Genomic DNA, 13,794 nt, shown 5'->3' on the forward strand with positions numbered 1-13,794 from the left:
CTGCCGCAGGTAAGCCTTTGCCATGACATTGACGCTTCCGACCCCCGCTGAACCCCTGAAAATCGGCACCCGTGGCTCGCCGCTCGCACTGGCGCAGGCCTATGAAACCCGTGATCGGTTGATGGCCGCCTTTGATCTGGCGGAGGAGGCGTTCGAGATCGTCTCCGTGTCGACGCGCGGAGATCGGGTGCAGGACCGCTCATTGCGGGAATTGGGCGGCAAGGGGCTGTTCTCGAAAGAGATCGAAGATCGGCTTCTGAGCGGCGAGATCGACATCGCGGTGCACTCGACAAAGGATATGTCGGTGATCCAGCCCGAGGGGCTGATCCTCGACACCTACCTACCGCGCGAGAACCCGTTCGACGCGTTTATCACACTTGATGGCAAGGCTTTGACCGACCTGCCGCAAGGGGCTGTGGTCGGTTCTTCCTCGCTGCGGCGCAAGGCGCAGCTTTTGAACAAGCGCCCGGATTTGCAAGTCGTCGAATTCCGGGGCTCCGTGCAGACCCGCTTGCAAAAGCTTGAGGACGGCGTGGCGGAAGCCACATTCCTCGCCATGGCTGGTCTGAATCGTCTGGGCTTTGATCACGTCCCGCGCCAAGCGGTGACGGCGGAAGAAATGCTGCCTGCCGTGGCGCAGGGGGCAATTTCGATTGAGCGCCGCGCCGGTGATGCGGCTGTCGCAGAAATGCTTTCAGCGTTGCATGACGAGGCGACCGGGCTGGCGATGGCCTGTGAACGGGCGTTTCTTGCCAAGCTTGACGGGTCTTGTCAGACCCCGATTGCCGGGCTCGCGGAAATCGAGGGGGGGACGCTGCGTCTGCGCGGGGAAATCCTGCGCACGGATGGTTCGGAAAGCCTGACCGAAGACATGTCCGGTGCGGTCGAAGATGGCGTCGCGATGGGCGTTGAAATGGCGATCAAGCTTCTGGAACGCGCGGGCGCCGGGTTCTTCGACTGGAAATAACCTCTGCCCTTAGGAGGGCAGGGTTTTTCCGGGGTTGAGAATGCCTTTCGGATCAAACGCCGCTTTCACTGCGCGCATCATATCAAGTGCGACCGGGTTCTTCCGGCGTTCCATCGAAGGCAGTTTCGCAAGGCCGATCCCGTGTTCGGCAGAGAAGCTGCCGCCCATTTCGCGCACGATCTCTTCGACTTCTTCCATGAGCGGATCCACCAGATCGGGCGTGCTCGGGTAAACCGTGTAGTGAATGTTGCCGTCGCCCAAATGTGCGACCGGGCAGGTTTTGAAACCGGGGTCGAGGGCGCGCAGACGCGTTTCGGCCTCGTCCATGAACGCCTCAAGCCGGTCGAGCGGGAGGCAGAGATCGTTGATCACAACGGGCTTCACAGCCGTCGAAATCTCTGCAGCCGCCTCACGAATTTCCCACATCAGGCTACGCTGCGCCTCGGATTGGGCGAGGGCGGCGTCGAGCACCAGACCTTCTTCGAACATCGCTCCGAGCGTGTCCTCAAGATGGGCCACGAGCGGGATTTCTCCGTTTTCGTCCGGGGTGCAATCGCGCAGCATGGTGGAGCCGATCTCAAGGAAAATCGTGTGATCCTGATCGTGGCCCAGAGGCGGGGTCAGATCGGAACGGTAAAGGGCGAGATTGTCCATGTAACCGCGGGGCATGTACTCAAAGGCTTCGACCATGCCGCCGGTGCGAGTTTGCAGCGCGTTCAGAAGGCGCAGCGCGGCGGAGAGGCCTGTGGTGGTGACCATGGCTGTCGCATGAGCTTTCGGCGCGGGGAAGAGTTTGAGAACGGCGGCGGTGATAACCCCGAGCGTGCCTTCCGAGCCGATCATCAGATCGCGCAGGTCATAGCCCGAATTGTCCTTATGCAGCTCGCTCATGAGGTCGAGCACGCGTCCATCGGCGAGAACGACTTCGACGCCAAGGCACAGATCGCGGGTATTGCCATACCGCAGGACGTTCGAGCCACCAGCATTGGTCGCCAACGTCCCGCCGATCCGGGCAGAGCCGCGCGCGCCGAAGGTCATGGGATAGGTCAGGCCCTGTTGTTCGGCAGCGTCATGCAGGTCTTGCAGGATCACACCGGCTTCGACCACGGCGATGCGGGCTTCGGGGCGGATCTCGCGGATCGTCTGCATCCGGTCGAGCGAGAGGATCAGCGCACCTTCGGCGGCTGTGGCGCCGGTCAGGCCGGTGTTGCCCCCCATCGGGACCACAGGGGTCTCGGTCTCATGGCAAAGCGCGAGAATGGCGGAGACTTCGGCGGTCGTGCCCGGACGCACCACGGCCAGCGGAGCCGTCGCATATTTCCCGACCCAATCGCGACCGTAGGGCAGAGCGTCGGCTCCGGTCAGCACATGCGGGGTGATCGCTTCGAGGCGGGAAAGAATGTCCATTGTCGTGTCTCCAGTCGTTGCGCCGGGTGTCCGGCAAAACGTCGGCAATGGCAAGGGCAGAGAGGTGCAGATATAAAAAGACCCGCGATAAACGCGGGCCTTTCTCGGCTTACGAAGGGGATTACACGGCGGAGGAGTGCTGTGCCTGTGTCATGTCATAGGCGTCGAAATGGCGCGCGATCATGCGGGTCAGCGGGCGGGCCTCTTCACGAATGACGATCCGCTCGGGCGAAATGTCGAGCATTTCCGGGAAGGCTTCTGCCACACTGGTTGCATAGGCTTCGAAGTCTGCCTGAGACAGGCCGAAGCTCTCCTTCAGTTCCGCCGCCTCGACGCGGAAGTCGCACATCAGCGCTTCGATGATCCGACCGCGCAGGTGGTCTTCTTCGGTGAAGCGGTGGCCCTTCGAAATCGGCAGCTCGCCCGCCCGCACCGTGGCCTGATATTTCGAGGTTGAAGGCTGGTTCTGGGCATAGCCCTGCGGGAATTTCGCGATCGAAGACGCGCCGATACCAACCATGGTCGGGCATTTGTCGTCGGTATAGCCTTGGAAATTGCGGCGCAGCTTGCCGGTGCGCAGCGCAACCTCAAGCCCGTCGCCTTTTTTCGCAAAGTGGTCGATGCCAATCTCGGCGTAATCGTCCCAGACGAAGAGATCGCGCGCGGTGTTGAACAGGTCGAGCCGTTCTTCCGGCGTCGGAAGTTCATCGGTCGGGATCATGTTCTGACGACGCGCCATCCAAGGCACGTGGGCATAGCCGAACAGGGCCACACGGTCCGGCGACAGCGACAGGAGTTTCTGCACGCTCTCGGCAATTTTCTCCCGTGACTGGCCCGGAAGGCCATAGAGGATGTCGGCGTTTAGCGAACGGATGCCGCGCGCGCGCAGGCCCTCGACCGCGGCTTTCGTGGTCTCATAGGATTGGATGCGTCCGATGGTTTCTTGGATCTGCGGATCGAAATCCTGCACCCCGATGGAGGCGCGGTTCATCCCCGCTTCGGCCAGCGCATCGAGACGGGCGTCATCAATCTCGTTCGGGTCAACCTCGACCGAGAATTCGTAGTTTTCCGCAAAGGGGGCAAGGTCGCGAATCGTGGTTGAGAGGTCGGCGATCATATCGGCCTCAAGCAAGGTCGGCGTGCCGCCGCCCCAGTGCAGGTGGCCGATCTCGATCCCTTCGGGAAGACGCGCCTTCACAAGCGCGATCTCCGCTTTGAGCGTCTCGACATAGGCGGCAACGGGGCTCGCCGTGCTTGTGCCCTGTGTCCGGCAGGCGCAGAACCAGCAAAGCCTGCGGCAGAACGGGACGTGGACATAAAGAGAGATCGGCTCGGCAGGATTGAGCGCAGACAGCCATCCGGCCACATCATTGCCGCCGACGGTGTCGGAGAAATGCGGTGCCGTCGGGTAACTCGTGTACCGGGGGACACGGGCGTCAAAAAGGCCTAGCTTGCGGAGTTGCGTGTGTTTGTTCATAGAGATACGCTGTAGCCCATCAAAGATCGGGTGCATTGACCCAGATCAAGAATTGCGAGCGCACCAATGAACGAAATTCTGTTTGACCATAAAGAGTGCGGATCATGCCCAATCCGTCACCGCTCAGTCTGTGCGCGGTGCGAGGCGGATGAACTCGAAGAGTTGGATGCGATCAAATACTACCGCTCTTACGAGGCTGGACAGCCCATTGTGTGGTCCGGGGATCGGATGGATTTCGTGGCCTCTGTCGTCACCGGGGTGGCCTCTCTCAGTCAGGCGATGGAAGACGGTCGCACGCAGATGGTCGGGCTGTTGCTGCCGTCCGATTTTCTTGGACGTCCGGGGCGCGATGTGGCGCCTTACGATGTTGTGGCGGTCTCGAATCTCACCCTGTGCTGCTTCCGTCGCAAGCCGTTCGAGCAGATGATGGTGCGGACACCCCATATCGGTCAGCGCCTTTTGGAAATGACGCTCGACGAGCTGGATGCGGCCCGAGAATGGATGCTGATCCTCGGTCGGAAAACCGCTCGTGAGAAAATTGCCTCGCTGATGGCGATCATTGCACGGCGTGAGGCGTCGCTTGAGCTGACCACGGCGGGCGATGGCATGGAGTTCGAACTTCCGCTGACGCGGGAAGCGATGGCGGATTATCTCGGTCTGACGCTGGAGACCGTTTCTCGGCAAATCTCGGCGCTCAAGCGCGACGGGGTGATCACGCTGGAAGGCAAACGCCGCGTGGTGATTCCCGACTTCGACCGCTTGCAGATCGAGACGGGCGACGACACCGACGGCGGCTTGATGATCTAAGACGAGCGTTTCCAACTTGAATAAAGAAACCCCGCGACTTGTTTCGCGGGGTTTCTTTTTGGGCCTGATATTCCCAGATAATCCGGTCTGCGCGTGAGGGAGGGCAGCGCAGACCGGTTTTTGCGTGTCGTCGCGCGGTTAGTGCGACATCAGAACCGGAATTTCCGCCAGTTCAAGCATGTGACGGGTTGCGCCACCAAGGATGGATTCGCGGAAACGCGAATGGCCATAGGCGCCCATCACGAGCATGTCGGCGTCCTTGTCGCTCAGCTGACGTACGAGCACGTCGGAGATGCGCGGCATGGTTTTCGCGAGAACGGAAACTTCGGCACGGACGCCGTGACGCACGAGCATCTGGCAAAGCGAGCCGCCCGGATCGGACCGGTCGGGACCGTGCTGCGGCGGATCGATGATGGTGATGTCCACCAGATCGGCTTTTTGCAGAATCGGCAGGGCGGCACGGATGGCTCCGAGCGCTTCGGCGCTTTCGTTCCAAGCGACGACCACGCGGTCGATGCTTTCCGGAACGTCGACACCATCGGGCATCACGAGAACCGGGACCCGACCGGAGAACAGCGCGGCTTCGAGAATCTCTTCATGTTCGTGACCGCGACCTTCGCCATAGGGGCGGGGCAGGACGACGACATCGGAGAAGCGCAGGAAATGCGCGAGCTGCGGGGTCAGGCCAGCCATTTGAGCGGTGACCGGATTGGTGAACCAAGAGATGTCCAGAGACTTGAGGTACTCGGAGACTTCCTCTTCGACTTTTTTGCTGTCGGCCTGCGCCTGCTGCAGGTTATCCTGAAGCGCCATGGCGTTGGTGCCAGCATAGTAGAAGCCGGGCTGTGTCCGGTCGAGGCCGAGGCAAATTACATCGAGATGCCCCTCTTCTTTCCGGGCCAAGGCCACCGCCGCATCAAGAGCGTGGCGGTCTGCCTCCATGTTGCACATGATCGTTGTGATGGTTTTGAAGGGCATGTCCGCCTCCTTCGGGTGTGTGTCTGATTGATGAAATCATCGCTCCGACAGGAAAATATCGCTTTGACGGAGATCAACAAAAGACGACGTTTCAGGCAGAGAGTAAAGGCATATCAAAAATATAATTTTCACAAATAGACTTTTTGCGTCAGATTTGTCTATGCGAACAGGATGCGGCTGATTGGCGCGGGTATGAAGATACCTGCTGACTTTTGGGCGCATAACAATCGTAATTGTCGGCGTTTTGACACAGATCAAGGTTGTTCACATTGGTGTGAGTCAAATCGCAGACTGTCGAACCCCGTGGGTCAAATGCGGGACGGCTATGCCCTATGGACGAGGGCAAACGAACGAAGGGACGCAATATGTGGAACTATACCAAGCTGGCAGTGCTAGGGATCGCCGTGATCCTGTTCGGCCTTGCCGCGAACTACGGGCGCGACTTTGCCTATCAGGTGCACGCGCTCATTTTTATGGCCGCCGCGGCCATTACTTTTATCTACACCCTGCGCACGACGGGCGACGTCAAACCGGCACCGACCGGATATTTCGACGGCGTTGTGCGCGCCGGGGTCATCGCGACGGCTCTCTGGGGCGTCGTTGGCTTTTTGGCGGGGACGTTCATCGCGTTTCAGCTCGCTTTCCCGCAGCTGAACTTTGAATTCCTGCAAGGCCACGGCAATTTTGGGCGTCTGCGCCCGCTGCATACCTCTGCAGTGATTTTTGCCTTTGGCGGCAACGCTTTGATTGCGACCTCTTTTTACGTGGTTCAGCGGACCTCCGCATCGCGTCTCTGGGGCGGCAACCTCGGCTGGTTCGTGTTCTGGGGCTACAACCTGTTCATCGTGCTGGCTGCGACCGGCTATGTGCTGGGTGTGACCCAATCCAAGGAATACGCCGAGCCGGAATGGTATATCGACCTGTGGCTGACCATCGTCTGGGTGGCCTATCTCGTGGCCTTCATGGGGACGATCTTCACCCGCAAGGAAAAGCACATCTACGTTGCGAACTGGTTCTACCTGTCCTTCATCGTCACGATCGCGATGCTGCATATCGTCAACAACCTTGCAATCCCGGTCTCCTTGCTCGGCTCCCGCTCCGTGATGGTGATGTCCGGCGTGCAGGACGCGATGACCCAGTGGTGGTACGGCCACAACGCTGTGGGCTTCTTCCTGACCGCAGGCTTCTTGGGCATGATGTACTACTTCGTGCCGAAACAGGCTGAACGTCCGGTCTTCTCCTACAAGCTGTCGATCATCCACTTCTGGGCGCTGATCTTCATTTACATCTGGGCTGGCCCGCACCACTTGCACTACACGGCTCTGCCGGACTGGGCTTCGACCCTCGGCATGGTGTTCTCCGTGATCCTGTGGATGCCCTCCTGGGGCGGCATGATCAACGGTCTGATGACGCTCTCCGGCGCATGGGACAAACTGCGTACCGACCCGGTGATCCGCATGATGGTGATCTCCGTCGGCTTCTACGGCATGTCGACCTTTGAAGGCCCGATGATGTCGATCCGCGCTGTGAACTCCCTGTCTCACTACACCGACTGGACCATCGGTCACGTGCACTCCGGTGCTCTGGGCTGGAACGGCATGATCACTTTCGGGGCCCTGTACTACCTCGTCCCGGCTCTGTGGAACCGTCAGCGTCTCTACTCGCTCGGTCTCGTGTCCTGGCACTTCTGGCTCGCCACCATCGGCATCGTGCTCTACGCTGCTTCGATGTGGGTCACGGGTATCATGGAAGGCCTGATGTGGCGCGAAGTCGACAGCCAAGGCTTCCTCGTGAACGCGTTCGCTGACACCGTGGCTGCGAAACATCCGATGTACGTTGTGCGTGCTCTTGGCGGGGTGCTCTACCTCACCGGTGCAATCATCATGTGCTACAACCTCTACATGACCGTGCGTCGTGCGCCTGTGAAGGCGGATGCGACGGCCATGGCTCCGGCAGAATAAGGGAGGGTTTCGAACATGGCTCTCATTGATAAACATAAGATCATCGAAACCAACGGTACTCTGCTGATGGTCGGCGCCCTTCTGGTCGTCACCGTGGGCGGGATCGTCGAGATCGCTCCTTTGTTCTATCTCGAAAACACCATCGAGGATGTAGAGGGCGTGCGCCCCTACTCCCCGCTGGAGCTCACCGGTCGGGAAATCTACGTGCGGGAAGGCTGCTACGTCTGCCACTCGCAGATGATCCGTCCGATGCGCGACGAGGTGGAGCGTTATGGTCACTACTCGCTGGCAGCGGAATCGAAATACGATCACCCGTTCCAGTGGGGGTCGAAGCGGACGGGGCCCGACCTCGCCCGTGTGGGCGGCCGCTACTCCGACGAGTGGCACGTCGACCACCTGACCAATCCTCAGTCCGTAGTGCCTGAATCGGTGATGCCGAAATATGGCTTCTTGTCGGACCGTTACATCGAGCCCGAGTATATCGAGGACCTGATGAAAACCCACCGTATCGTTGGTGTGCCCTATACCGACGAGATGATCGAAGTCGCCAAAGAAGACTTCGTGAATCAGGCGGATCCGTGGAGCGACAGCGAGGGTCTCCTCGAACGCTACCCGAATGCGCAGGTGCGGAACTTTGACGGTCAGGACGGAATCACGGAGATGGATGCGCTCATCGCTTACATGCAGATGCTGGGCACCTTGGTCGATTTCTCGACCTTCACTCCGGATGCGTCCCGCTAAGGAACAGAAGAGATGGATTATCACATCCTTCGTGAATTTGCCGACAGCTGGGTCTTGCTGGCTATGTTCGTGTTCTTTGCCGCTGCGGTGTTCTGGGCGTTTCGCCCGGGCTCCCGCAGGCAGCATCGCGACACGGCTGATGTCATCTTCCGGCATGAAGACAAACCCGCCGAAGAGGAGGCGAGGACATGAGTAAAAAAGAAGTCGAAACCACAGGTCATTCCTGGGACGGGATCGAAGAGTACAACAACCCGCTCCCGCGCTGGTGGCTGGTTATCTGGTATCTCTGCATCATCTGGGGGATCGGTTACACGATCGCCATGCCGGCTTGGCCAATGATCAAAGGGGCCACCGCTGGTGTGCTCGGATGGTCCACCCGTGCGCAAGTTGCCGAGAAAATCGCCTCGTTCGAGGAGATGAACGCCGGTGTCGAGGCCGAACTGGCCGCAGCCGACGTGACCGAGGTGATGCCGGGGACCGATGTTTACAACTACGGTGTCAACATGGGCGCTGCCGTGTTCCGTGCCAACTGCTCGCAGTGCCACGGTTCCGGTGCGCAGGGCAATGTGGGCTATCCGACGCTGTTGGACAATGACTGGCTCTGGGGCGGTACGATCGACGAGATCGCCTACACGGTTCAGCACGGTGTCCGCAACGAGACCGACGATGCCCGCTACTCCGAGATGCCGAAATTCGGTGCCGACGAGCTGCTGACGGATGAGGAAATCGATCAGGTCGTGGCCTTCGCCATGTCCCTGTCCGATCCCGAAAACGATGGCACCAACATGGCTGGCGGCACTTATGATATGGATCTCGCTGCTGCGGGGGCAGAGGTGTTTGAATACAACTGTGCCTCCTGCCACGGCGAAGACGGCACCGGTGACATCTATCAGGGCGCTCCGAACCTGACCGATGCGATCTGGCTCTATGGTGGCGATCACGACACTGTCTATGAGACGGTCTACAACGCGCGTTTCGGCGTGATGCCGGCTTGGGGCCTGCGTCTGTCTCAGGCTGAGGTCAACGCAGCTGCGCTCTACGTCCACCAGTTGGGCGGCGGCGAGTAAACCTTGCGAATCCGGGCGGCAACGCCCGGGTTGCGGCACCGGCCCTTGATCCTGTTCGCGCGTTTCTTCAGGGTCGGTGCCCACAAATATAAACCGCAGCGTGACCAGCTGCGGTTTTCTCTTACGTTTCACGGGCACTCTGTGGCAGGGTCTGCAGGTCCAAGGCGTGTTTTTAATGTACCTTTCAGCCGACCTTCATAAAAGTTTGATGCACATCAAGGCTGAGACAGGTGGCGGCCCGCATTAAGGGCAAAACCGCGAACAGTCGAAAAGGCAACGCTCCATGAGCTCTACCGACAATTCCCCCGAACATAAGCTGTATGAAGCGCGTGAACCGATTTTCCCTCGTCGTGTAAAAGGGAATTTTCGGTCTCTCAAATGGATCATCATGGCGGTGACGCTGGGTATCTATTACCTGTCTCCGTGGATCCGCTGGGACCGTGGTCCGGAATTGCCGGATCAGGCGATCCTGATCGACCTCGCCAACCGCCGCTTCTTCTTTTTCTGGATCGAGATTTGGCCGCATGAATTCTATTTCATCGCCGGGCTTCTGATCATGGCCGGGCTTGGGCTGTTCCTGTTTACCTCCGCCGCAGGGCGGATCTGGTGCGGCTATGCCTGCCCGCAAACCGTCTGGACCGATCTTTTCATTCTGGTCGAGCGCTGGATCGAAGGCGACCGCAACGCCCGCCTGCGTCTGCACCGTCAGAAGAAAATGGACTTCCGCAAATTCCGTCTGCGGGTGATGAAATACCTGTCCTGGGTGATCATCGGCCTCGCGACCGGTGGGGCCTGGGTGTTCTATTTCACCGATGCGCCGACGCTTCTGGTCGATCTGGTGACAGGCCAAGCGCATCCGGTCGCTTATATGACGATGGCGATCCTGACCGCGACCACCGTCTTCTTTGGCGGCATGGCGCGCGAACAGGTCTGTATCTACGCCTGCCCATGGCCACGTATTCAGGCCGCGATGATGGACGAAGATACCCTGACCGTGGGCTATCGCCATTGGCGCGGTGAGCCGCGCGGTAAGCACCGCAAGGGCGCTCATGCGGCCGAACTTGGCGATTGCATCGACTGCATGGCCTGCGTGAACGTCTGCCCGATGGGGATCGACATTCGCGACGGTCAACAGCTTGAATGCATCACCTGCGCGCTGTGTATCGACGCCTGTAACGAGATGATGGACAAGATCGGCAAGCCGCGTGGTCTCATCGATTACATGGCCCTGACGGATGAGCCGCGCGAGATTTCCGGTGAGAAACCAAAGCCGGTGTGGAAACACATCTTCCGCCCGCGCACCATTCTCTACACTGTGCTCTGGGCCGGTGTCGGCATCGGGCTGATCTGGGCGCTGTTCGCGCGCTCCGACATCGACATGACGGTCGCGCCGGTGCGCAACCCGACCTATGTGATGCAGTCCGATGGCGCGATCCGCAACATTTACGACCTGCGTCTGCGCAACAAGCATGGCGAGGAACGGGAGTTCCGTGTTAGCGTCACGGGCGATGATACTTTGACGGTGACACTGCAGGATTCCGATACGGCTGCGGGCGACACGATTGCGGTGAAAGCCGACGAGATGCGCATCGTGCGCGCCTATGTCGAAGCCCCCGCCGGGTCCAAAGCTGCCATGTCCGACCGCACGGACTTCTCCTTCTGGGTGGAAGACGGCGTTGCGGGCGAGCGGGTCTCTGTGGACTCTGTCTTCAACGGGAAAGGGAACTAAAGATGGCGCGTGAAATTACAGGCAAACATGTCCTTATCGGCACGGTGTCTGCCTTCTCCGTGATCATCGGGGTCAATATCTTCATGGCCGTTCAGGCCGTGAAGACTTTCCCGGGACTGGAAACTGCGAATTCCTACGGGGTTTCGCAGACGTTCAACCGCGACAAGCAGGCTCAGGAAGCGCTTGGCTGGACTGTCGAGGCGGTGGACGATCAGGAACATCTGTTCGTCTATATCCGGGATGTGGACGGGCAGGCCGTCGAGGTCGCCGAGATTGGCGGCACGCTGGGCCGGGCCACCACGGTCGTGGACGATCAACAGCCTGACTTCAGCTTTAATGGCGAAGCCTATGTCGCGAAAACCGGCATGTTGGCGGCGGGCAACTGGAACTACCGGATGACGGCCACGGCGCAGGATGGAACCCATTTCACCCAGCGGATCGTCATCCACGTCAAACGCTAAAGGCATTTCCCATGTCCGAGGTTCAGATCTCGGCCTGTCCGGCCTGTGTGGCCGCTCCGGCCGCCGAAGAAACAGCCCATGCGCGCGACGTTCGCGACGCGCGTTTCGTGCTGTCTTTGCCGGCAATCTATTGTGCGGCCTGTATCTCCGGTGTCGAGCGTGAACTGACCAAGCAGCCCGGCGTGCGCGCCGCGCGTGTGAATCTCACGCTCAAACGCGCGCAGGTGGAGGCCGATGAAGACGTCTCCGTCGATGATCTGGTCGGGGCGCTGACCAAAGCGGGCTATGAAGCCTATGAACTGGACGCCAGCGCGATTTCCGCCACGGAAACCGACAAAAAGGGCCGCGCGATCCTGACACGCATCGCGGTGTCTGGCTTTGCGATGATGAACGTGATGCTTCTGTCCATCGCGGTCTGGTCCGGCGCCTCTGACGTGACACGCGACATGTTCCATTGGGTGTCGGCTGCGATTGCGCTTCCGGCAATCGCCTATGCCGCGCAGCCGTTCTTTTCTTCAGCTTGGTCGGCCCTGAAAGCCAAGCGCCTCAACATGGATGTGCCGATCTCGCTCGCCATTCTTCTGGCGGGCGGCATGTCTTTGTTCGAGACGATGGAATCGGGGCGGCACGCCTATTTCGACGCCGCGCTGTCGCTGACCTTCTTCCTTCTCGCCGGGCGTTATCTCGATTACCGCACCCGTTCCGTGGCGCGCTCTGCCGCTGAAGAACTCGCGGCCCTTGAAGTGCCGCGCGTGATGCTGACCGATGGCACGGTCATCTCGATCAAGGATTTGGAAAAAGGCGCGCTGGTGCGTGTCGTTCCCGGCGCGCGGGTGCCGGTCGATGGGATCGTGGTCGAGGGGGCATCTGAGCTGGACCGCTCTTTGCTCACGGGCGAAAGCCTTCCGGTGGAAACGGGCGTCGACAGCATTGTCTCCGCAGGCGAGGTGAACCTGACCGGGCCGCTGATTGTGAAAGTCACGGCGGCGGGCGAGGACAGTTCGCTGCACCGGATGGCTGATCTCGTCGCGATGGCGGAGACCTCGCGCAACAAATACACCTCTCTGGCCGACCGCGCAGCGCGGATTTATGCGCCTGCCGTTCATATCCTCTCGCTGCTCGCCTTTGTCGGTTGGATGATCGCGACGATGGATGTGCGCCATTCCCTGAACATCGCGGTTGCGGTGCTGATCATCACTTGTCCCTGTGCGCTCGGTCTGGCCGTGCCCGCCGTGACCACCGCCGCTTCGGGGCGCTTGTTCCGTGCTGGGCTCCTGATCAAATCGGCGACCGCCATCGAACGTCTGGCCGAGGTTGATACCGTGGTGTTCGACAAGACAGGCACGCTCACAGAGGGCAAACCTGAACTGGCCAATCTGGCTGACATCCCCCCCCGTGCGCGCTCTGTCGCCATGGCGCTGGCCTCCGGCTCCGCGCATCCGCTCTCGTCTGCTCTATATGACGCCGCCCGCGCGGCGGACATCGTTCCCGCAGCGGTGAGCGACATTCGCGAAGTGCCGGGGCAGGGTGTTGAAGGCGTCTTCAACGGTCAGACCGTGCGCCTCGGGCGCGCCACATGGCTTGAGGCCGAGGCCCTCCCGCAAACCGCGACCTATCTGCGGATCGGGGAGGAGGCGCCGGTTGCCTTCACCTTCATCGATCACCTGCGTGAAGGGGCCGCCGATGCGGTGGCCGCTTTGAAGCGTCAGGGCAAGGATGTGGTCCTTTTGTCCGGCGATGCGCCTGCCGCCGTCGCCGACATCGCGCAGCGGATCGGGATCGAAGCCTGGGATGCGGAATGCTTGCCAGAAGCCAAAGCGCTGCGTGTGGCCGAGCTGACCCGATCCGGGCGCAAGGTCCTGATGGTGGGCGATGGTCTCAATGACACCGCAGCCCTTGCCGCTGCGCATGTGTCGATCTCGCCTGCCTCCGCCTTGGAAGCGACGCGTGTGGTGTCCGACATGGTGCTGCTCGGCAAATCGCTCGCGCCCATCGGCGAGGCGACGCAGGTGTCTGTGTCCGCCACCCGGCGGATCAAGGAAAACTTCAACATCGCGACGCTGTACAACCTGATCGCCGTGCCGATTGCGCTTGCGGGGTTTGCGACACCACTCGCCGCGGCCTTGGCGATGTCGGTAAGTTCGATTACGGTCTCGCTCAACGCGCTCCGTCTGAAACGCGCGTCAAAACCGTTTTGAG

12 protein-coding genes are annotated in these 13,794 nt (G+C 60.3%); 9 read left to right on the forward strand and 3 right to left on the reverse strand.

Annotation, left to right across the window (positions count from 1 at the left end):
• Window positions 1–22 precede the first annotated feature (22 nt).
• Window positions 23–967 (forward strand): hydroxymethylbilane synthase, encoded by a 945-nt coding sequence (gene hemC / locus ACYBHZ_RS15360; protein ID WP_460275158.1) that lies wholly within the window; start codon window positions 23–25, stop codon window positions 965–967.
• 9 nt (window positions 968–976) lie between these two features.
• Here hemC and ACYBHZ_RS15365 read toward each other — a convergent pair whose 3' ends face one another.
• Together ACYBHZ_RS15365 and hemN are read right to left on the reverse strand one after the other, a co-directional pair.
• Complete coding sequence (locus tag ACYBHZ_RS15365; protein WP_460275159.1) at window positions 977–2,374, reverse strand: FAD-binding oxidoreductase; 1,398 nt, start codon at window positions 2,372–2,374, stop codon at window positions 977–979.
• Window positions 2,375–2,495: 121 nt separating this feature from the next.
• Complete coding sequence (gene hemN, locus ACYBHZ_RS15370) at window positions 2,496–3,851, reverse strand: oxygen-independent coproporphyrinogen III oxidase (protein ID WP_460275160.1); 1,356 nt, start codon at window positions 3,849–3,851, stop codon at window positions 2,496–2,498.
• 66 nt (window positions 3,852–3,917) lie between these two features.
• Here hemN and fnrL point away from each other — a divergent pair, with 66 nt between their 5' ends.
• Window positions 3,918–4,658, forward strand: coding sequence for a transcriptional regulator FnrL (gene fnrL / locus ACYBHZ_RS15375; RefSeq protein WP_460275161.1), 741 nt, complete (start codon window positions 3,918–3,920; stop codon window positions 4,656–4,658).
• A 138-nt stretch (window positions 4,659–4,796) separates the two neighbouring features.
• Here the strand turns inward: fnrL and ACYBHZ_RS15380 are convergent, their stop codons facing one another.
• On the reverse strand, window positions 4,797–5,636 hold the full coding sequence (locus ACYBHZ_RS15380; protein ID WP_460275162.1) for a universal stress protein: 840 nt from the start codon (window positions 5,634–5,636) through the stop codon (window positions 4,797–4,799).
• Window positions 5,637–6,001: 365 nt separating this feature from the next.
• On the opposite strand from ACYBHZ_RS15380, the gene ccoN reads away from it, so the two are divergent.
• The 7 genes from ccoN to ACYBHZ_RS15415 all read left to right on the forward strand — a co-directional run bounded on the left by ccoN (window position 6,002) and on the right by ACYBHZ_RS15415 (window position 13,793).
• Window positions 6,002–7,597, forward strand: a complete 1,596-nt coding sequence (gene ccoN, locus ACYBHZ_RS15385) for a cytochrome-c oxidase, cbb3-type subunit I (RefSeq protein ID WP_460275163.1) — start codon at window positions 6,002–6,004, stop codon at window positions 7,595–7,597.
• 15 nt (window positions 7,598–7,612) lie between these two features.
• A complete protein-coding gene (ccoO, locus tag ACYBHZ_RS15390) occupies window positions 7,613–8,338 on the forward strand; it encodes a cytochrome-c oxidase, cbb3-type subunit II (RefSeq protein ID WP_460275164.1) in 726 nt (241 codons plus the stop codon).
• A gap of 12 nt (window positions 8,339–8,350) precedes the next feature.
• Window positions 8,351–8,530: a cbb3-type cytochrome c oxidase subunit 3 gene (locus ACYBHZ_RS15395; protein WP_460275165.1), complete on the forward strand. Its 180-nt coding sequence runs from the start codon at window positions 8,351–8,353 to the stop codon at window positions 8,528–8,530.
• Window positions 8,527–9,405, forward strand: coding sequence for a cytochrome-c oxidase, cbb3-type subunit III (gene ccoP / locus ACYBHZ_RS15400; RefSeq protein ID WP_460275166.1), 879 nt, complete (start codon window positions 8,527–8,529; stop codon window positions 9,403–9,405). The genes ACYBHZ_RS15395 and ccoP overlap by 4 nt, the downstream gene beginning before the upstream one ends.
• A gap of 283 nt (window positions 9,406–9,688) precedes the next feature.
• Complete coding sequence (gene ccoG, locus ACYBHZ_RS15405; RefSeq protein ID WP_460275167.1) at window positions 9,689–11,134, forward strand: cytochrome c oxidase accessory protein CcoG; 1,446 nt, start codon at window positions 9,689–9,691, stop codon at window positions 11,132–11,134.
• A gap of 2 nt (window positions 11,135–11,136) precedes the next feature.
• Window positions 11,137–11,595: a FixH family protein gene (locus tag ACYBHZ_RS15410; protein ID WP_460275168.1), complete on the forward strand. Its 459-nt coding sequence runs from the start codon at window positions 11,137–11,139 to the stop codon at window positions 11,593–11,595.
• An 11-nt stretch (window positions 11,596–11,606) separates the two neighbouring features.
• Window positions 11,607–13,793, forward strand: coding sequence for a heavy metal translocating P-type ATPase (locus ACYBHZ_RS15415; protein WP_460275169.1), 2,187 nt, complete (start codon window positions 11,607–11,609; stop codon window positions 13,791–13,793).
• Window position 13,794 lies beyond the last annotated feature (1 nt).

The sequence above is a fragment of the Celeribacter sp. ULVN23_4 genome (genome assembly GCF_054788345.1).

Coding starts and splice junctions, on each gene's coding strand:
- hemC (WP_460275158.1), top strand. CDS start 23: ATGACATTGACGCTTCCGACCCCCGCTGAACCCCTGAAAATCGGCACC.
- ACYBHZ_RS15365 (WP_460275159.1), bottom strand. CDS start 2,374: ATGGACATTCTTTCCCGCCTCGAAGCGATCACCCCGCATGTGCTGACC.
- hemN (WP_460275160.1), bottom strand. CDS start 3,851: ATGAACAAACACACGCAACTCCGCAAGCTAGGCCTTTTTGACGCCCGT.
- fnrL (WP_460275161.1), top strand. CDS start 3,918: ATGAACGAAATTCTGTTTGACCATAAAGAGTGCGGATCATGCCCAATC.
- ACYBHZ_RS15380 (WP_460275162.1), bottom strand. CDS start 5,636: ATGCCCTTCAAAACCATCACAACGATCATGTGCAACATGGAGGCAGAC.
- ccoN (WP_460275163.1), top strand. CDS start 6,002: ATGTGGAACTATACCAAGCTGGCAGTGCTAGGGATCGCCGTGATCCTG.
- ccoO (WP_460275164.1), top strand. CDS start 7,613: ATGGCTCTCATTGATAAACATAAGATCATCGAAACCAACGGTACTCTG.
- ACYBHZ_RS15395 (WP_460275165.1), top strand. CDS start 8,351: ATGGATTATCACATCCTTCGTGAATTTGCCGACAGCTGGGTCTTGCTG.
- ccoP (WP_460275166.1), top strand. CDS start 8,527: ATGAGTAAAAAAGAAGTCGAAACCACAGGTCATTCCTGGGACGGGATC.
- ccoG (WP_460275167.1), top strand. CDS start 9,689: ATGAGCTCTACCGACAATTCCCCCGAACATAAGCTGTATGAAGCGCGT.
- ACYBHZ_RS15410 (WP_460275168.1), top strand. CDS start 11,137: ATGGCGCGTGAAATTACAGGCAAACATGTCCTTATCGGCACGGTGTCT.
- ACYBHZ_RS15415 (WP_460275169.1), top strand. CDS start 11,607: ATGTCCGAGGTTCAGATCTCGGCCTGTCCGGCCTGTGTGGCCGCTCCG.